The sequence below is a fragment of the Ideonella sp. genome, from assembly GCF_035254525.1.
Lineage (GTDB): Bacteria > Pseudomonadota > Gammaproteobacteria > Burkholderiales > Burkholderiaceae_C > Ideonella.
Window position 1 is genome coordinate 1 of record NZ_DATFAN010000098.1, and the last position, 18,783, is coordinate 18,783.

17 protein-coding genes and 1 tRNA gene are annotated in these 18,783 nt (G+C 69.1%); 7 read left to right on the forward strand and 11 right to left on the reverse strand.

The genetic code is table 11. From position 1 onward, the window contains the following. Positions 1-97 precede the first annotated feature (97 nt). The gene (locus tag VJ693_RS09550) at positions 98-1,006 is read left to right on the forward strand and encodes a carbohydrate kinase family protein (RefSeq protein WP_324153586.1); all 909 of its coding nucleotides are present in this window, start codon (positions 98-100) and stop codon (positions 1,004-1,006) included. A gap of 20 nt (positions 1,007-1,026) precedes the next feature. Here VJ693_RS09550 and VJ693_RS09555 read toward each other — a convergent pair whose 3' ends face one another. The 9 genes from VJ693_RS09555 to VJ693_RS09595 all read right to left on the reverse strand — a co-directional run bounded on the left by VJ693_RS09555 (position 1,027) and on the right by VJ693_RS09595 (position 11,993). After that, positions 1,027-1,392: a DUF167 domain-containing protein gene (locus VJ693_RS09555; protein WP_324153588.1), complete on the reverse strand. Its 366-nt coding sequence runs from the start codon at positions 1,390-1,392 to the stop codon at positions 1,027-1,029. A gap of 73 nt (positions 1,393-1,465) precedes the next feature. Beyond that, positions 1,466-1,954 (reverse strand): hypothetical protein, encoded by a 489-nt coding sequence (locus VJ693_RS09560; protein ID WP_324153590.1) that lies wholly within the window; start codon positions 1,952-1,954, stop codon positions 1,466-1,468. Positions 1,955-2,193: 239 nt separating this feature from the next. After that, positions 2,194-3,414, reverse strand: coding sequence for a ribonucleotide-diphosphate reductase subunit beta (locus tag VJ693_RS09565; protein WP_324153592.1), 1,221 nt, complete (start codon positions 3,412-3,414; stop codon positions 2,194-2,196). Positions 3,415-3,590: 176 nt separating this feature from the next. Continuing rightward, entirely contained in the window at positions 3,591-6,527 is a 2,937-nt protein-coding gene (locus tag VJ693_RS09570) for a ribonucleoside-diphosphate reductase subunit alpha (RefSeq protein WP_324153594.1), read from the reverse strand. A 446-nt stretch (positions 6,528-6,973) separates the two neighbouring features. Next, on the reverse strand, positions 6,974-7,549 hold the full coding sequence (ampD, locus tag VJ693_RS09575) for a 1,6-anhydro-N-acetylmuramyl-L-alanine amidase AmpD (RefSeq protein WP_324153595.1): 576 nt from the start codon (positions 7,547-7,549) through the stop codon (positions 6,974-6,976). Beyond that, positions 7,546-9,015, reverse strand: a complete 1,470-nt coding sequence (locus VJ693_RS09580; protein ID WP_324153597.1) for a sigma-54 dependent transcriptional regulator — start codon at positions 9,013-9,015, stop codon at positions 7,546-7,548. Before VJ693_RS09580 ends, ampD begins: the two co-directional genes overlap by 4 nt. A gap of 16 nt (positions 9,016-9,031) precedes the next feature. Beyond that, positions 9,032-10,921, reverse strand: coding sequence for a PAS domain-containing sensor histidine kinase (locus VJ693_RS09585; RefSeq protein ID WP_324153598.1), 1,890 nt, complete (start codon positions 10,919-10,921; stop codon positions 9,032-9,034). A gap of 15 nt (positions 10,922-10,936) precedes the next feature. Beyond that, entirely contained in the window at positions 10,937-11,173 is a 237-nt protein-coding gene (locus tag VJ693_RS09590) for a PP0621 family protein (RefSeq protein WP_414652250.1), read from the reverse strand. A 10-nt stretch (positions 11,174-11,183) separates the two neighbouring features. Further along, entirely contained in the window at positions 11,184-11,993 is an 810-nt protein-coding gene (locus VJ693_RS09595; protein ID WP_324153600.1) for a cytochrome C assembly family protein, read from the reverse strand. A 73-nt stretch (positions 11,994-12,066) separates the two neighbouring features. On the opposite strand from VJ693_RS09595, the gene ffh reads away from it, so the two are divergent. Together ffh and VJ693_RS09605 are read left to right on the forward strand one after the other, a co-directional pair. Then, positions 12,067-13,443, forward strand: a complete 1,377-nt coding sequence (gene ffh, locus VJ693_RS09600; RefSeq protein WP_324153602.1) for a signal recognition particle protein — start codon at positions 12,067-12,069, stop codon at positions 13,441-13,443. Between the two features lie 48 nt (positions 13,444-13,491). Next, positions 13,492-14,187, forward strand: coding sequence for a DUF2726 domain-containing protein (locus VJ693_RS09605; RefSeq protein WP_324153603.1), 696 nt, complete (start codon positions 13,492-13,494; stop codon positions 14,185-14,187). 16 nt (positions 14,188-14,203) lie between these two features. Here VJ693_RS09605 and ftsY read toward each other — a convergent pair whose 3' ends face one another. Further along, entirely contained in the window at positions 14,204-15,265 is a 1,062-nt protein-coding gene (gene ftsY / locus VJ693_RS09610; protein ID WP_324153605.1) for a signal recognition particle-docking protein FtsY, read from the reverse strand. Positions 15,266-15,336: 71 nt separating this feature from the next. Between ftsY and VJ693_RS09615 the strand changes: the two genes are divergently transcribed. The 3 genes from VJ693_RS09615 (at position 15,337) to miaB (ending at position 17,336) form a co-directional block, all read left to right on the forward strand. Beyond that, positions 15,337-15,413: transfer RNA gene (locus VJ693_RS09615), tRNA-Met, on the forward strand. A gap of 56 nt (positions 15,414-15,469) precedes the next feature. Next, positions 15,470-15,925 (forward strand): hypothetical protein, encoded by a 456-nt coding sequence (locus VJ693_RS09620; RefSeq protein ID WP_324153607.1) that lies wholly within the window; start codon positions 15,470-15,472, stop codon positions 15,923-15,925. Positions 15,926-15,983: 58 nt separating this feature from the next. Next, the gene (gene miaB, locus VJ693_RS09625) at positions 15,984-17,336 is read left to right on the forward strand and encodes a tRNA (N6-isopentenyl adenosine(37)-C2)-methylthiotransferase MiaB (protein WP_324153608.1); all 1,353 of its coding nucleotides are present in this window, start codon (positions 15,984-15,986) and stop codon (positions 17,334-17,336) included. A gap of 31 nt (positions 17,337-17,367) precedes the next feature. Here miaB and VJ693_RS09630 read toward each other — a convergent pair whose 3' ends face one another. Further along, complete coding sequence (locus tag VJ693_RS09630) at positions 17,368-17,652, reverse strand: hypothetical protein (RefSeq protein ID WP_324153609.1); 285 nt, start codon at positions 17,650-17,652, stop codon at positions 17,368-17,370. Positions 17,653-17,760: 108 nt separating this feature from the next. On the opposite strand from VJ693_RS09630, the gene hemA reads away from it, so the two are divergent. Beyond that, a partial coding sequence (hemA, locus tag VJ693_RS09635; protein WP_324153611.1) for a glutamyl-tRNA reductase occupies positions 17,761-18,783 on the forward strand: 1,023 nt, incomplete at its 3' end.

The following is an 18,783-nucleotide window of genomic DNA, read 5'->3' on the forward strand; positions in this document are numbered from 1 at the left end:
TGCCGGCTACACCGTCGAAGCTTTCTACCCCTGAGGCTGCACGCACCGCGTTGCGTGCGGCCGGCCCGTTCACCCACCCTTCACCCTCGGTACCACCATGGCCTGTCTCGTCAGCGGCTCCCTCGCCTTCGACACGATCACGAACTTTCCCGGCCGCTTCGCCGAGCAGATCCTGCCGGATCAGGTGCACATCCTGAACGTGTCCTTCCTCGTGCCGACGATGCGCCGCGAGTTCGGCGGCTGCGCCGGCAACATCGCCTACACGCTCGCCGCGCTGGGCGGCGACGCCGTGGTCGTCGCGGCCCTCGGCAATGACGGCGAGCACTACCTCGACCGCCTGCAGCGCCTGGGCATCGACACACGGCAGGTGCTGCAGGTCGAGGACACGTACACAGCGCAGGCGATGATCATCACCGACGCCGACAACAACCAGATCACCGCTTTCCACCCCGGCGCCATGCAGGAGGCGCACCGCGTCGGCCTGCCCGAGCGCGACGACATCCGGCTCGCGATCATCGGCCCCGACGGGCGCGATGCGATGCTGCGCCGCGCGAGCGACCTCTCCGCCGCCGGCATTCCCTTCGTCTTCGATCCGGGCCAGGGCCTGCCGATGTTCGACGGCGAGGCGCTGAAGGCCTTCATCGCGCAGGCGAGCTGGGTTGCGGTGAACGACTACGAGGGCCGCATGTTGTGCGAGCGCACCGGGCTGTCGATCGAGGCCTTGTCGCGCTCGCACCTGCAGGGCGTGATCGTCACGCTGGGCGCCGAGGGCTGCGAAGTGTGGGTGCAGGGCCGCTGCCATCGCGTGCCCGGCGTGTCGGCGGAACAGGTGGTCGACCCCACCGGCTGCGGCGACGCCTTTCGTGGCGCGCTGCTCTACGGCCTCGAGCGCGGCTGGCCACTGGTCGACTGCGTCGCGCTCGGCAACCGACTCGGCGCACTGAAGATTGCACAGCGCGGCGGACAGAACCACCAGGTCGACCGGGCCGCACTGGGCCTCGGCTGAGGCCGATTCCGGGCGTCGTCTCAGGCGCCCTTCGGCGGCTGACCGAGCGTGCGCTGCAGCCAGGCCTGCACCTCGGCCAGCGGCGCATCGATGTCAATCTGCTTGTGGCGCGCGGCGGCGCCGCGCTTCAGGCGCACGTCGCGCTTGGCCAGGCCCAGCTCACGCGCGAGCCAGGTGGTGAGCGCCGCGTTGGCCTGACCTTCGATCGGCTGCGCGGCCAGCCGGATGCGCAGCGCACCTTCGTGCAGGCCCGTGGCCTCGGTCTGGCGCGCGTTGGGCTGCACCGCGACGGTCAACACGCAAGCCGCGGAGCCGGCCTCGCGCACGCAGGGCCAGGTGCTCGCTGCCGAGTCAAGGGCCGGCGAAGCAGGTCGTGAAGTCGCCATCGTCAGCAAGAGAAAAGCCCGGCCGAAGCCGGGCTTGTCCGAACAGGGCGCTCTAGCGAGCACCCGTGTTCAATCAGGGCTTGTTGCCCGTCGGGAACGGCCAGGCGGCCGCGGGGCTCAGGGCCGTTTTCGCTGCAGGGGCCGCAGGGGCAGCAGGGGCAGTGGGGGCAGCGGGCTTCTTGGCCGCCGCCTTCTTTGCCGCCGGTTTCTTGGCCGCGGGCTTCTTCGCCGCAGCAGCCTTCTTCGCCGGCGCGGCCTTCTTCGCCGCGGCCTTCTTCGCGACCGGCTTCGGTGCAGCCTTCTTGGCCGGCGCCTTCTTGGCAGCGGCCTTCTTGGCCGGGGCCGCCTTCTTCGCCGGAGCAGCCTTCTTCGCCGGAGCGGCCTTCTTGGCGGGGGCCTTCTTCGCCGCCGCCTTCTTGGCCGGAGCCGCCTTCTTGGCGGGCGCCGCCTTCTTGGCCGGTGCGGCCTTCTTCGCCGGGGCCTTCTTCGCTGCCGCCTTCTTGGCCGGAGCCGCCTTCTTCGCCGGGGCCTTCTTGGCCGCAGCCTTCTTCGCAGTTGCCATATCAATCTCCTTGATCAAGTTGCAGAAAACACCGGGCTGCTCGAGATACAGCTCGGCGATTCATCGTCGGAGGCCATTCCTGTCACGGTCTAGAGGCCGTTTCAGGTCGCCCCCATCCGATGAATGGGGTCTCGGGCAGTCGCCTGGCTTCGTGGTGGCCAAGCTGACTGACCCGAAGGTCTTGATCTCTCACACGACTGGAACGAATGGCCGCGGCGCTCGTCGGCACCGCGGTCCGTTCAATCCCAGCTCAATGCGCCACCGGATTGGTACTCGATGACGCGGGTCTCAAAAAAGTTGCGCTCCTTCTTCAGGTCGATCATCTCGCTCATCCAGGGGAACGGGTTTTCCTCGTTCGGGAAGAGCGTTTCGAGGCCGATCTGCGTGGCACGCCGGTTGGCGATGTAGCGCAGATAGCCCTTGAACATCGACGCGTTCAGACCGAGCACGCCACGCGGCATGGTGTCTTCGGCGTAGCGGTATTCCAGCTCGACGGCCTTGACGAACAAGGCCTTGATCTCGGCCTTGAACTCGGGCGTCCACAGCTGCGGGTTCTCGAGCTTGATCTGGTTGATCAGGTCGATGCCGAAGTTGCAGTGCATCGACTCGTCGCGCAGGATGTACTGGTACTGCTCGGCGGCACCGGTCATCTTGTTCTGGCGGCCGAGCGCGAGGATCTGCGTGAAGCCGACGTAGAAGAACAGGCCTTCCATCAGGCAGGCGAAGACGATCAGGCTCTTCAGCAGGGTCTGGTCGGTCTCGGGCGTGCCGGTCTTGAAGTGCGGGTCCATGATCGCGTCGATGAACGGGATCAGGAACTCGTCCTTGTCGCGAATCGACTGGACCTCGTGGTACGCGTTGAAGATCTCCGACTCGTCCAGGCCCAACGACTCGACGATGTACTGATACGCGTGGGTGTGGATCGCTTCTTCGAAGGCCTGGCGCAGCAGGAACTGCCGCGCCTCGGGCGCCGTGATGTGGCGGTAGGTGCCCAGCACGATGTTGTTGGCGGCCAGCGAATCGGCAGTGACGAAGAAGCCGAGGTTGCGCTTGATGATGCGGCGCTCGTCTTCGCTCAGGCCGTTCGGATCCTTCCAGGTCGCGATGTCGCGCGACATGTTGACCTCTTGCGGCATCCAGTGGTTCGCACACGTGGCGAGGTACTTCTCCCACGCCCACTTGTACTTGAACGGCACCAGCTGATTCACATCGGTCTGGCCGTTGATGATGCGCTTGTCGGCGACGTTGACGCGACGCGTGTTGCGAGCGACAACCGAGCTCGCCGCTGCGGGTGCTTCTTGCACTGCGGCGCGCGAAACCGAGGCGCTCACAGCCGCTTGAACTTGCAGGGGAGTTTGAAGAGGCGAAGAGGTCGCCGCCGGCACGTCGCGAAGAGGTTCGGGCGTGTGGCGAGGAGCAGGATTCGGCGGGGTACGAAGGTCGTCTTCCCAGACCAGCATGTGCGTGTTTCCTATGGGTCGCGATTATGGGAGTGTTGTGTTGAAACACCAAGCACTTCTTGACATCGAAGCGTCATCGTTGTTGCACGCGTGCATCGACTTTGCACGCATCACAACGACGGCACGCAGCGCATCGACAGGCTCATCACCATCGCGCGATGCGTGCATCGATCACGTCACTGGCAGGCCTCGCAAGTCGGGTCGTCGACACCGCAGAACTTGATGTCGGTGGCCGGCTGTGCAGCGAGCATCGCCTGCGCTTGCGCAGCCACTGCATCGAGCGCCGACATACCGCCGACCGCACCACCGCCGAGACCACCACCAAGACCACCACCACTGGGCACCGAGTTCAACTGGCCCGCGGAGATCGTCGACTTCTCGGCGTGCGTTGCACCGACCGTGCGCAGGTAGTAGGTCGTCTTCAGGCCGCGGATCCACGCGAGCTTGTAGGTGTCGTCAAGCTTCTTGCCGGACGCGCCGGCGATGTAGATGTTGAGCGACTGCGCCTGGTCGATCCACTTCTGGCGGCGCGCCGCGGCCTCGACCAGCCACTGCGTCTCGACCTCGAACGCGGTCGCGTACAGCGCCTTCAGTTCCTCCGGCACGCGGTCGATGCGGCGCAGCGAACCGTCGTAGTGCTTCAGGTCCATCACCATCACGCTGTCCCACAGGCCGAGCTTCTTGAGGTCGCGCACCAGGTACTCGTTGACGACCGTGAACTCGCCCGACAGGTTGGACTTGACCGACAGGTTGCCGAAGCAGGGTTCGATCGACGCATCGACACCGATGATGTTGGAGATCGTCGCCGTCGGCGCGATCGCCACGCAGTTGCTGTTGCGCATGCCGTGCACGCTGATGCGCTGGCGCAACGCGCTCCAGTCCATGCTCGTGCTGCGATCGACCTCGACGTACCCGCCGCGCTGTTCGGCCAGCAAGTCCAGCGAATCCAGCGGCAGGATGCCCTTGTCCCACAGCGAGCCGCGGTAGCTCGAGTAGCGGCCGCGCTCGGCGGCCAGTTCGGTCGAAGCCCAGTAGGCGTAGTAGCACAGCGCCTCCATCGAGCGGTCGGCAAACTCGACCGCCGCCTCGCTGGCGTAGGGCGTGCGCAATTGATAGAGCGCATCCTGGAAGCCCATCACGCCCAGGCCGACCGGGCGATGGCGCAGGTTGGAGTCGCGTGCCTTCTTGACCGCGTAGTAGTTGATGTCGATGACGTTGTCGAGCATGCGCATTGCCGTCGACACGGTCTTCTTCAGCTTGGCGTGATCGATCTGGCCGTCTTTCAGGTGCTGGGCCAGGTTGACCGAGCCGAGGTTGCACACGGCGATCTCGTCGGGGCCGGTGTTCAGCGTGATCTCGGTGCACAGGTTGGACGAGTGCACCACGCCGACGTGCTGCTGCGGCGAGCGCACGTTGCAGGCGTCCTTGAAGGTGATCCAGGGGTGGCCGGTCTCGAACAGCATCGAGAGCATCTTGCGCCACAGGTCCTTGGCCGGCATGCGCTTGAACAGCTTGATCTCGCCGCGGTCGACCTTGGCCTCGTAGGCCGTGTAGGCCTTCTCGAACTCGGCGCCGATCTTGTCGTGCAGGTCCGGGCAGGTCGACGGCGAGAACAGCGTCCAGTCGCCGCCTTCCATCACGCGGCGCATGAACAGGTCCGGAATCCAGTTCGCGGTGTTCATGTCGTGCGTGCGGCGGCGGTCGTCGCCGGTGTTCTTGCGCAGCTCGAGGAACTCTTCGATGTCCAGGTGCCAGGTTTCCAGGTAGGCGCAGACCGCACCCTTGCGCTTGCCGCCCTGGTTCACCGCGACGGCCGTGTCGTTGACGACCTTCAGGAACGGCACCACGCCCTGGCTCTTGCCGTTCGTGCCCTTGATGTAGGAGCCCAGCGCGCGCACGTTGGTCCAGTCGTTGCCGAGGCCGCCGGCGAACTTGGACAGCAGCGCGTTTTCCTTCAGCGCCTCATAGATGCCGTCCAGGTCGTCGGCCACGGTCGTCAGGTAGCAGGAGGACAGCTGCGAGCGGCGGGTGCCGGCGTTGAACAGCGTCGGCGTCGACGACATGAAGTCGAAGGTCGACAGCACGTTGTAGAACTCGATCGCGCGAGCCTCGCGGTCGATCTCGTTCAGGGCCAGTCCCATCGCGACGCGCATGAAGAAGGCCTGCGGCATCTCGATGCGGGTTTCGTCGATGTGCAGGAAGTAGCGGTCGTACAGCGTCTGCAGGCCGAGGTAGTCGAACTGCAGGTCGCGATCGGGGTTCAGCGCGGCGCCCAGCTTGGCCAGGTCGAACTGCAGCAGCTTGTCATCCAGCAGCTCGGCTTCGACACCCTTCTTGACGAACTTCGGAAAGTACTCGGCGTAACGCTCGTGCATCTCGGCCTGCATCACCTCGCCGCCGATGATCTCGCGGCGGATCGTGTGCAGCAGCAGGCGCGCGGTGGCGCGGGTGTAGGCCGGGTCCTGCTCGATCAGCGTGCGGGCGGCCAGGATCGCGGCCTTGTAGACCTCGTCGATCGGCACGCCGTCATAGAGATTGCGACGCGTCTCGGCCAGGATCGGGTCGGGGCGCACATCCTCGCCCAGGCCGGCACAGGCCTGCTCGACCAGCGCCTGCAGCCGGGCCTCGTCCAGCGGCACGCGCTGGCCGCCGTCGATCACGTGCAGCGCGTGCGCCGGCGCGGCGGCCACCGCCGTCGTGGCCTGCCTGGCGCGCTCCTGCGCGCGGCGTTCGCGGTACAGCACGTAGGCGCGCGCGACCTCGTGGTGGCCGCCGCGCATCAGGCCCAGTTCGACCTGGTCCTGCACATCCTCGATGTGGAAGGTGCCGCCGCCCGGGCGCGAGCGCAGCAGCGCACGCACGACCGTCTCGGTCAGCGCATCGACCGTTTCGCGCACGCTGGCCGACGCCGCGCCCTGCGTGCCGTGCACCGCGAGAAAGGCCTTCATCAGCGCGACCGCGATCTTGTTCGGCTCGAACGCCACGACCGCACCGTTGCGGCGGATCGTCTGGTAACCCTGGTAGGCGCTGGGCAGGCTGCCCGCGGCCGTGGGCGCGGTGGACGGCCGTGCCGAGACGGCGGCGTCGGTGGTGCTGGGTGCAACGGCTTGCATGGATATCCCCTCGGTTGGATGTGTTCGGCGGTGAAAACGATTCGGGCTCCCCGAGCCTCGGCGCATGCCGGCTTGTCACCCCATGAAGCCGGCAACGACGATGCGTGTTCGTGCCGGCGGCGGCCGGTCAGCCGGGGGGCTGGCGGCAGCGCGACACGAGCGTCATCGTCGTCGGAGCTTGCGGCCCCGAATGATCGGGACCGGGGTGGATTCGGTATGGGCCGCGTCTCGCGACGGCTGGGGACTGTGCCTGGGCAAGGCCTGCACGGAGCCAGCGAATGCGGACATGGGCGTTTGGGAGTGCTTAGAGGTTAGCACGAAAGGACACTATATCTGTGGTCCCTGAGTGCTTCAAGCACTACCCGTAGCGTGCCACAGCGTGACAAACCCGCTTGACGAAACGGCCGAATTGTTCTCCGCGAGGCGTGGCGCGGCCCGGCGCGCCGTCAGGCCGCAGGCGCGAAACGATCGGCGCGCCAGCGCAGCCGCGTGCGCAACTGGGTCCAGTCGAAACCAGGCCCGGGGTCGCGCTTTCGGCCCGGCGCGACGTGCTCGTGGCCGGCCACGTCGACACGACCGTAGCGTGCCTGCAGCGCACGCATCAGCGCGGCCAGGCGCGCGTACTGCGCGGGCTCGAAGGCATCGCCCTCCAGCCCTTCGAGCTCGATGCCGATCGAGTAGTCGTTGCAGTTGTCGCGGCCACGCCAGCTCGACGCGCCGGCATGCCAGGCCCGCGCGTCGCAGGAGACGAACTGCAGCAGCGCGCCGTCGCGGCGCAGGAAGAAGTGGGCCGAGACCTGCAGGCCGCGCAGCGCGTCGTAGTACGGGTGCGCGTCGCCATCCAGCCGGTTCGTGAACAGCCGCTCGACCGCATCGCCGCCATACTCACCGGGCGGCAGGCTGATCGAATGCAGCACGACGAGCGTGACCGCGCTGCCGGCCGGCCGCGGCCCGAAGTTGGGCGAGGGCACGGCCCGCGCGCCGGACCACCAGCCCTCATGCCACCGGGCTCGCGCGCTCATCCGACGGCACCACCGCCTTCGCCGCCGTCACCCCCCTCGCCGCCCTCGGTGATGCCCAGCCGGGCCATCCGGTAGCGCATCTGGCGCAGCGACAGCCCCAGCCGTGCCCCGGCCGCGGTGCGGTTGAAGCCGTGCTGCTCCAGCGCCCGCACGAGGATCGCGCGCTCGACCTCGTCGAGATGCCGCGCCAGGTCGTGCGGCAGTGGGTTCTCGCCGAGCGCCGCCGTCGGCGGCGGCTCTCGCGCGAGCGCACCGGGCTCGGTGTCGCCGCCGTTGTCCTGCAGCACCGCGTCGGGCAGGCCCAGGTCGTCGGCGTCGAGCACGTCGCCGGGCGACAGCGCGAGCGCGCGATGAAGCAGGTTCTCGAGCTCGCGCACGTTGCCCGGGAAGGCGTAGTGCTGCAGCCGCTGCTGCGCCGCCGCGGTCAGGCGCGGCGTGGGGCTGACGCCGGCATCACGCGCGATGCGCTCGAGCAGCGCGGCGCTGATCGCCACGATGTCGTCGCGACGCTCGCGCAGCGGCGGCACGGTGATGCGGATCACGTTCAGGCGGTAGAACAGATCCTGCCGGAAGCGACCGGCGGCCACCTCGGCGTCGAGGTCCTTGTGGGTCGCGCTGACGATGCGCACGTTCAGTGGCACCTCGCTGACCGCGCCGATCGGCCGCACCGCCCGTTCCTGGATCACCCGCAGCAGCTTGCTCTGCATCGCCAGCGGCAGGTCGCCGATCTCGTCGAGGAACAGCGTGCCGCCGTGTGCCGCCTGGAAGAAGCCGGCACGGTCTTCGGTGGCGCCGGTGAAGGCGCCCTTGCGGTAGCCGAAGAACTCGGCCTCGAGCAGGTTCTCGGGGATCGCACCGCAGTTGACCGCGACGAAAGGCTGGCCGGCGCGGGCGCTGACTTCGTGGATGGCGCGCGCGACCAGTTCCTTGCCGGTGCCCGACTCGCCCTGCACCAGCGCCGGCGCCATGCTGCGCGCAACCTTCTCGATCAGTTCGCGCACGTGGCGCATCGCTTCGGAGCCGCCGACCAGGCGCGCCAACGGGGCACTGGCGGCCGGTGCGCCCGGCCGCGGCGCCTGCGTCGGCGCGGCCCGTCCCAGCGCGCCGGCCACGACCGCGCGGAACTGGCGCAGGTCGACCGGCTTGGTCAGGTAGTCGAAGGCACCGGCCTTCAGCGCCTCGACGGCGTTCTCGGCCGAGCCGTAGGCGGTGATCACGATGACCTTCTCGGGCCGCCGCGCCTGCTCGAGCCGGTGCATCAGCTCCATGCCAGAGCCATCGGGCAGGCGCATGTCGGTGATGACCAGGCGGAACACCCGCTCCTGCAGCCGGGCCCAGGCCTCGGCGACGGTGGCCGCGGTCTCGACCTCGTGTCCCTCGCGCAGCAGCGTCAGCTCATACAGCGTCAGCAGGTCCGGCTCGTCGTCGACGACCAGCACCCCGCCCGCAGTGAAAGACTCGTTCACGTTGACCGCCTCGTCTTCACAGGTGCAAGCGCCCTTCGCTCGCCACCGCGTCACGCCGCATCACCACCTGGAACAGGTTCGCATGCCGGTCACCCGGCCGGCGCAGGTAGTCGATGCTCGCCCCATGCCGCTCGCACAGCTCACGGCAAATATAGAGCCCCAGCCCGGTGCCGCGGCTGCGGCTCGAATGGAAAGGTTCGAACAGATGGGCTTCCACCTCGGCCGGGATCGGCTCGCCGTCGCTGGCCACCACCAGCCGCACCAGCGGCCCGTCCAGGCCCTCGAGCAGCACCAGCACCGCGCCGGCGCGGTCGCTCGAATGGCGCAGCGCGTTCTCCAGCAGGTTGACCAGCACGCGGCGCAGGTGGTCGGGGTCGAACACGGCGCCGAGCGGTTCCTTGGGCAGCACCACCCGCAGGCGGCTCTCGCTGCCCAGCGCCAGGCCGACGGTGCGTGCCCATTCGGCGCAGATCGAGGCGACTTCGGCCGTCGCGTCGATCGTGCGCGATGGCGCCGTGCTGCCGGGCGCGGCCTCCATCACATCGTCGACGATGCGGCGCAGCCGCTCGACGTTGTCGGCCACGATGCGCACCAGCCGCTGCTGATCCGGCCGCAACACGTCTTCCTGCAGCAGCGCGTTGGCCTGCGACACCGCCGCCAGCGGGTTGCGGATCTCGTGCGCGATGCCGGCCGAGATGCGCCCCATGGCGACCAGCCGCTCCTCGCGCTGGCGGGCGAGCACGGTGCGAAGCTCCTCCATGAAGAGCACCGCCAGCACCTCGTCGCCGCGGTCCTCGTCGTCCTCGTGGCGGGCGCCCAGACGCGCGCCGCGCGTGAAGCGGGCCCGCACGCGGATCGACCGCGGCGTTTCGCCGGCGTAGGCGACGGTCAGGTCCGAGCCGCCCGCGGGCCACTGGCCCGATTCATAGGCCTTGGCCACCGCCTCCTGCAACGCCCCCCAGCCGACCTGGCTGGCCAGCGAGAACGGCGCACGCGGGCAGGCGCCGCGGGCCGACAGCAGTGCGCGCGCCGCCGGGTTGGCGGCCCGCACACGGCCGCGGCGGTCGACCACCAGCACGCCGTCGCTCATCTCGTCGATGACCAGCCGGTTCAGCTCGGCCTGCTGGCGTGCGAGCTCCAGGCTGCCGCGCGCGGTGCGCTCCTCGCGCGCGAGCCGGCTGGCCATCTGTCCCGCGACCAGCACCGTGACGAACAGCCCCACGCCCGCCATGCCGGCCTGCGACAGCAGCGGGGTGATCTCGCCGCCGGCGAGCACGCGCTGCCAGGCACTGGCCAGCAGCAGCAGGCTGGCCGCCGCCGCAGTGGCCAGGCCGGTCACGCGCGGGCTGAGCACGCCGGCCATCAGCACAGGCAGCACCAGGAGCGCCGCGTGGTTCAGCGTCGCGTTCGGCTCCAGCCAGTGCATCGCGCCGAAGGCCAGCACATCGACGCCGACCGTGGTCCACCAGCGCCAGCGCCGGCGGGCCGGCCCGAGCGGCCGCGCGTCGCCGGCCGTCCACAGGCGCAGGATCAGCGCCTGCATCGCATACGCGCCGCACAAGGCGAGCTGCAGCGACGGGCCGTGGCCACCGAACAGGTCGATCGCCAGCTGTGCCAGCACCAGGGCGACGCCGAGGCCGGCGCGCGCTGTCAGGTAGGTGCGGTAGACGCGCTGGTGGGCACTGTCGTCGGCAGTGACCAGCCGCCGCGCCTGGCGCGAGAGAAAGCTCGAATCGTCGCCCGAGCCGGACGACAGCTCGTCGGCCCAGCGCGGGTCCAGCGTCGAGGCGCCTTCGAGCGCTGAGGGCTCGCCGAAACCGAGCGCGTCGAGCCAGGATTCGCCGTTGGGCGTGCTCGGCGCGCCGGTGTCCGGCCGGGGCGGGCGCCGGCGCCCGAACCACGCCATCACGCGCTCACGCCCTCACCGCGGCCCGAGCCGGCGGTGCTCGGCGCTGCAGTAGTGCCGGCCGCCCTCGCCCTCGAGCGCATCGGGCTGCGGCAGGTGCAGCCCGCAGTGGGCGCAGGACACCATCGCCTGAGGGCCCGGTGCGCGCCGGCGCGGCGCGCCGGGGCCGGCGGCCCCGCCGCTGCGGCCCTTGCCGAACCACAGCAGCAGCGCCAGCACGACGATGCCCAGCGTCAACAACCACTTGATCATCTGGTCAGCCTCAGGCGGGCGGGCGCTGCAGCACCACCTCGTAGACGAAACGCGTGCCGACATAGGCCAGCAGCAGCAGCAGCGAGCCGGCATACAGCCAGCGCGTGGCCTGGCGGCCGCGCCAGCCGCGCCAGACCCGGCCGATGATCAGCGCCGCGAAGGTCGCCCAGCCGAGCACCGACAGCACGCTCTTGCGGTCCCAGCGCCACTCGGCCTCGGACTGCAGGCCCAGCCACAGCGCGAGCGTGAGCACGACGAAGCCGGCCTCGACGAAACGGAAGGTCAGGCGTTCGAGCTTCAGCAGCGGCATGCCGTTGCCCATGCCCGCCGGCCCGCCGCCCGGTGCCCTGTGGCGCAGGCGGTTGTCGGCCGTGTCGAGCAGGATCGCGTGCAGCACCGCGGCGCCGAACAGGCCGTAGGACGTCAGGCCCAGCACCCAGTGCAGCGGGGCCCAGCGCGAGTGCGCGATCGCCCGCACCTCGCCCGGGAAGACCCAGGCCAGCAGCACCGCCAGCGCGCCGGCCAGCGCCAGCGCGCGGCGCGCGCTGGCCAAGGGCAGGAACCGGCTCTCGACACCGTGCACGGCCAGCACCAGCCAGATCGTCAGCGACAGCACCGGCGCGAAGCCCAGGCGCAAGCCCTGCCCTTCGCCGGCCCAGGCGCCCGCGCCGGCGAGCAGCACGATCGCGTGCAGCACCCAGGCGGTGAACAGCAGTTGCACGGGCCAGCGCCGCTCCGGCGCGGCGGGCAGCAGCGCACCCAGATAGGCCAGCAAGGCCACCACGGTGCAGAGCACCGCAGGGTCAGCGGATAAAATCATGGCCACAGTTTACCGGCGCGCTCATTCCAGCCGTGGTGGGCCTCCCGGCCTCGCCATGCGGCGCGCAACACCGATGGCATCCACCCTCACCGACCGCCTGTCGCGCCTGGTCAAGACCATGCGCGGCCAGGCCCGCATCACCGAGTCGAACGTGCAGGACATGCTGCGCGAAGTGCGCATGGCCCTGCTCGAGGCCGACGTGGCGCTGCCGGTCGTGCGGGACTTCGTGGCCCGCGTGAAGGACAAGGCCCTCGGCCAGGAGGTCATCGGCTCGCTGAACCCGGGCCAGGTGCTGGTCTCGATCGTCCACAAGGAGCTCGCCGCGACGATGGGCGAAGGCGTGGCCGACATCAACCTGGCCACGCAGCCGCCAGCGGTCATCCTGATGGCCGGCCTGCAGGGCGCCGGCAAGACCACGACCACCGCCAAGCTCGCCAAGCACCTGATCGAAAAGCGCAAGAAGAAGGTGCTCACGGTCTCGGCCGACGTTTATCGCCCGGCGGCGATCGAGCAGCTCAAGACGGTCACGAAGCAGGCGGGCGCCGAGTGGTTCCCGTCGACACCCGACCAGAAGCCGCGCGACATCGCGCTGGCCGCGCTCGACTACGCGAAGAAGCACTACATCGACGTGCTGCTGGTCGACACCGCCGGCCGGCTCGCGATCGACGAAGCGCTGATGGCCGAGATCCGCGATCTGCACGCCGCGCTCGACCCGGTCGAGACGCTGTTCGTCGTCGACGCGATGCAGGGCCAGGACGCGATCAACACCGCCAAGGCCTTCAAGGAGGCGCTGCCGCTGACCGGCATCGTGCTGACCAAGCTCGATGGCGATTCGCGCGGCGGCGCGGCGATGTCGGTGCGGCAGATCACCGGCGCGCCGATCAAGTTCGCCGGCGTGTCCGAGAAGATCGACGGGCTCGAGGTGTTCGACGCCGAGCGCCACGCCGGCCGCGTGCTCGGCATGGGCGACATCGTCGCGCTGGTCGAGGAAGTGCAGAAGGGCGTCGACCTCGACGCCGCGAGGAAGCTGGCCGACAAGGTCAAGGCCGGCGACGGCTTCGACCTCAACGACTTCCTCGCCCAGATCAGCCAGATGAAGAAAATGGGCGGGCTGGGCAGCCTGATGGACAAGCTGCCGACGCAGCTCGCCGCCAAGGCGGGCCAGGCCGACATGGACCGCGCCGAGCGCGACATGCGCCGCATGGAAGGCATCATCCACTCGATGACCCCGCTGGAGCGCCGCAAGCCCGAGATCATCAAGGCCACGCGCAAGCGCCGCATTGCCGCCGGCGCCGGCGTGCAGGTGCAGGAGGTCAACCGGCTGCTGAACCAGTTCGAGCAGATGCAGACCATGATGAAGAAGATGAAAGGCGGCGGCCTGATGAAGATGATGAAGCGCATGGGCGGCATGAAGGGCATGGGCGGCCTGGGTGGCCTGGGCCCGCGCTGAGCACCGTCGCCCGGCCCCGCAAACCGACTCCGAGCAAAGGCCGTCGACATGCAACTCCTGATCTGGCTGGTCTTGGCTGTGCTGGTGGTCGTCGCCCCGGCGCTCGTCTGGTGGCAGCGCCGCCAGCGCGTGGCCAGCGGTGCTGGCGCGCTGCGTGTGGCCGAGGCGCGGGACACGGTGGCCGACTGGCCGCCGACGCTGACCCGTGTGCTCAGCGTCACCGAGCGCCAGGCCTACCAACTTCTGCGCCAGGCGGTGCCGGAGCTGATGGTGCTGGCGCAGGTGCCGCTGTCGCGTTTCATCCGCGTGCCGACGCGCTATTCCTACGGTGAGTGGCTGGGCCGGGTCGGGCAGCTCAGCGTCGACCTGCTGGTGTGCGACCAGACCGCAGCGATCGTGGCGGTGATCGAGATCCGCCCGGCGCAGGAAAGTGAGCGCAGCCGCCAGCGCCACCTGCGCATGACCCGCGTGCTCAAGGCCGCCGGCGTGCGCGTGCTGGTCTGGCCCGAGGGCGACCTGCCGACGCCACAGGCCGTGCGCGAAACGCTGCTGCCGCGGGAGGTCGGGGCCGAGCGCGCGGCGGCGAAGGCGAAGCAGACAGTGCCGGGCGCCGGGCCGCTGACCGCGATTCCGGTGGCCGAGGTGCGCGAAGCCGGCGCCGAGCCGGACGACACCCAGCGTGACCCGCCGCCAACCACCTGGTACGGCGACCTCGACGACCCGGCCGACAAGCCACGGCGCTGAAGCCCCGCGGGAGCCGTCAGTCCAACAGCGCGTGCGCGAACTCGCGCGCGTCGAAGGTTTCCAGGTCCTCGAGCTTCTCGCCGACGCCGACGAAATACACCGGCACCGGCCGCTCGCGCGCGATCGCCGCGAGCACGCCACCCTTGGCCGTGCCGTCGAGCTTGGTGACGATCAGACCAGTCAACTGCAGCGCATCGTCGAAGGCCTTGACCTGCGCCAGCGCGTTCTGGCCGGTGTTGCCGTCGACGACCAGCAGCACCTCGTGCGGCGCGCTCGGCTCGGCCTTGGTGATCGTGCGGCGGATCTTCTTCAGCTCCTCCATCAGGTGAAGCTGGGTCGGCAGGCGGCCGGCCGTGTCCGCAATCACCACGTCGACCCCGCGCGACTTGCCGGCCACCACCGCGTCGTAGGTCACCGCGGCCGGGTCGCCGCCTTCCTGGCTGACGATCTGCACCTGGTTGCGGTCCGCCCAGACGGCCAGTTGCTCGCGCGCCGCGGCACGGAAGGTGTCGGCCGCGGCCAGCAGCACCTTCTGTTCGGCACCAGCCAGATGGCGCGTGAGCTTGCCGATGCTGGTCGTCTTGCCCGCCCCATTGACGCCGACCACCATCATCACCGTCGGCTGCTGCTTGCCCACTTCGAGCGGGCGCTCGAGCGGCTTGAGCAGATCGGTCAGGGCATCCGCCAGCAGCGCGCGCACCTCGGCCGGGCTCTGCGCCTTGCGCTCCTTGACCCGCCGCTTCAGATCGGCCAGCAGTTGCTCGGTGGCCTTGACGCCGGTGTCGGCCATCAGCAGGGCAGACTCGAGCTCCTCGTACAGGGCGTCGTCGACGCGGGTGCCGGTGAAGACCTGGGCGATGCTGGAACCGGTCTTGGCCAGGCCTTGGCGCAAGCGGCTGAACCAGCCGGCGCGCTCGGCCTCGGTGACAACGGGTTCGGCGGCCGCGGGGGGCTCGACGGCCGGTGCTGGCGCAGGGGTGGCCGGCGGCGGCGCGGCGGCGGGTGCCAGCGCGTCGCGCAGATCGGCGGCGCCCGCGGTCGGCGCAGGGGCAGGTTTTTTCTTGAAGAAGCTGAACATGAGGTCCCGAGCGTCCCACGGCCGAGGGCTTGCCGAGCCTGGCCGCGTTCGCTATATAATGGAAGGCTATTGGCGCTTTAGCTCAGTCGGTTAGAGCGACGGAATCATAATCCGCAGGTCCGGGGTTCGAGTCCCTGAAGCGCCACCAGAATCGCAAGACAGGACGGCTCCAGATGGAGCCGCGCCACAGAAGAACGGCTCCAGATGGAGCCGTTCGTGTCTGGACAGTTCCGCTCTTTCATCATCACCGGCAGCCACTGGATCAACACCATGTACCGCTGTGCCTTCCTCGCCCTCGCCACCACCGCCTGCGCCGTCCCGGCGATCGTCCAGGCGCAGGCCGTGCAGCGCAACTTCCCGCAGAACGCCCTGCGCGGCGCGCTCGTCATCCGCAGTCCCTTCGAGGCGACGCTGAACGATGTCGACGCGCAGCTGACTCCGGGCGTGCGCATCCGCGGCCAGAACAACATGCTGCAGATGTCGGGCGCGCTGATCGGCGCCAAGCTGCTGGTTCACTACACGCTGGACAGCGACGGGCGCATCGACAAGGTCTGGATCCTCACCCCGGAGGAAGCCGCGAAGACCCCCTGGCCGACCACGATGGCGCAAGCCCAGGCCTGGAGCTTCGACCCGATCGCCCAGGTGTGGAGCAAGCCATGAGCGCGCCCGGCCGTTCCGAAGCGCTCATCCCGCAGCGCGCAGCGTGGAGGGACCTCTGATGAGCAAGAAAGTCTTCATCAAGACCTTCGGCTGCCAGATGAACGAGTACGACTCGGCCAAGATGACCGACGTGCTGAACGCCGCCCAGGGCTACGAGCCGACCGACGATGTCGAGGAAGCGGACCTGGTTCTCTTCAACACCTGCTCCGTGCGCGAGAAGGCGCAGGAGAAGGTGTTCAGCGACCTCGGCCGGGTCAAGCACCTGAAGGCCAAGGGCGTGATGATCGGCGTGGGCGGCTGCGTGGCGAGCCAGGAAGGCGTGGCCATCATCGAGCGTGCGCCCTACGTCGACGTGGTGTTCGGCCCGCAGACGCTGCACCGCCTGCCCGAGTTGCTGGCGCAGCGCGCGCAGCAGCGCCGCCCGCAGGTGGACATCAGCTTTCCCGAGATCGAGAAATTCGACCACCTGCCGCCGGCACGCGTGGACGGCGCCAGCGCCTTCGTCTCCATCATGGAAGGCTGCTCGAAGTACTGCAGCTACTGCGTGGTGCCCTACACGAGGGGAGAGGAAGTGTCGCGCCCGCTCGACGACGTGCTGGTCGAGATCGCCGGCCTGGCGCAGCAAGGCGTGAAGGAAGTCACCTTGCTCGGGCAGAACGTGAACGCCTACCGGGGCGCCATGGGCACGACCTCGGAGATCGCCGACTTCGCGCTGTTGCTCGAGGTGGTGGCGGAGATCCCCGGCATCGAGCGCATCCGCTACACGACCAGCCACCCGAACGAGTTCACGCAGCGCTTGATCGACGCCTACGCCAAGGTGCCTCAGCTGGTGAACCACCTGCACCTGCCGGTGCAGCATGGCAGCGACCGCATTCTGATGGCGATGAAGCGCGGCTACACGGCCATGGAATACAAGAGCACCGTGCGCAAGCTGCGCGCGGTGCGGCCCGGCATCTGCCTGTCGACCGACTTCATCGTCGGCTTCCCCGGCGAGACCGAAGACGACCATGCACGCACCATGAAGCTGATCGACGAGATCGGCTTCGACGCGAGCTTCAGCTTCGTGTTCAGCGCCCGGCCCGGCACGCCGGCCGCGTCGCTGCACGACGACACGCCTCAGGCCGCGAAGCTGCAGCGGCTGCAGCAGCTGCAGGCGGTCATCGAGGACAACGCCAAGCGCATCAGCGCCTCGCGCGTGGGCACGCACCAGCGCATCCTGGTCGAGGGACCGTCGCGCAAGGACCCGAGCGAGCTGATGGGACGCACCGAGTGCAACCGCATCGTCAACTTCAAGGGTCCTGCGCGTTTGATCGGTCAGATGGTCGACGTGCTGGTGACCGAGGCGTACCCGCACTCGCTGCGCGCCGAGGTGTCCACGCGGGAGACGCTCGCGGAACCGATTCCGGGGTGAGTGCGCGGTGCGCCCGCGACCCCGGGCGCGCTCATTTTTCGCGGCCCGGTCCGAAGCCGACCCACCACAGGCTCAGTGCGCAGGCGCTCACCATCGCGGCATAGGTGGCCATCTTCCCATCGTGGCCGAAGAGCACCAGGCCGGCCACGGCGACCGCGGCCGCCGAGCCCGATGACCACAGCCACAGGCGCCACCAGGAACTTCCCTTCAGCTCGCGGTGCCAGAGCAGCTTGGTGGCCGACGACGCGATGATGCCGATGCCGAGCGCCGCAGCATAGAAATTGAGCAAGTGCCACAGTCCGCCGATGAGGTCCACGCTGAATGCCGGTGAAGAGCTACAAGGGAGCTGATTTGAATCAATCCCGCCCGGGTGCTTTGAGCGATGCTCAAGTCCTTGAATTGCAACGAATTTTATAATTGCTCGATGAGCGTCCTGACCCTGGGCCTGAATCACGCCACCGCGCCGCTGGATTTGCGCGGGCGTTTTGCGTTCTCGCCCGAACAGTTCGTTCCCGCCCTGCGCTCGATCCGCGAGCGGCTGAACCGCCGCCCCGAGGTCGCGCTGGTGTCGACCTGCAATCGCACCGAGCTCTACGTGGCCGACGAGCCGCCGCGCACGAGCGCCCTGGTGGCGCCGGTGGTGGACTGGCTGGCCGAGGTGGGCGGCGTCCCCAGCCAGACCCTGCGCGAGCATGCCTACGTGCTGCACGACGGCGCCGCTGCCCGGCACGCCTTTCGCGTCGCCAGCGGGCTGGATTCGATGGTCCTGGGCGAGCCGCAGATCCTGGGCCAGATGAAGCAGGCGGTGCGCGAGGCCGACACGGCCGGCACGCTCGGCACCACCTTGCACCAGATGTTCCAGCGCTCCTTCGCGGTGGCGAAGGAGGTGCGCACCTCGACCGAGATCGGGGCGCACTCGATCAGCATGGCAGCGGCCGCGGTGCGCCTGGCTGCGCAGCTGTTCGAGGACCTGGGCGAGTTGAAGATCCTGTTCGTCGGCGCCGGCGAAATGATCGAATTGGTCGCCACCCACTTCGCGGCCAGGAACCCGCGCTCGATGACGGTGGCCAACCGCACGCTGGAGCGCGGCGAGAAGCTCGCCGGCCGCTTCGGCGCCGAGGCCCTGCGCCTGGCGGACCTGCCGCAGCGGCTGTCCGAGTTCGACGTGGTCGTCTCGTGCACCGCCAGCTCGCTGCCCATCATCGGCCTGGGCGCCGTCGAGCGCGCGCTCAAGGCGCGCAGGCACCGCCCCATGTTCATGGTCGACCTGGCCGTGCCGCGCGACATCGAGCCCGAGGTCGGACGACTGTCGGACGTGTACCTCTACACCGTCGACGACCTTTCCACGCTGGTGCAGACCGCCGGCGAGAAGCGCCAGGCGGCCGTGCAGCAGGCCGAAGCCATCATCGAGACCGGCGTGCAGGGCTTCGTGCATTGGCTGGGCCAG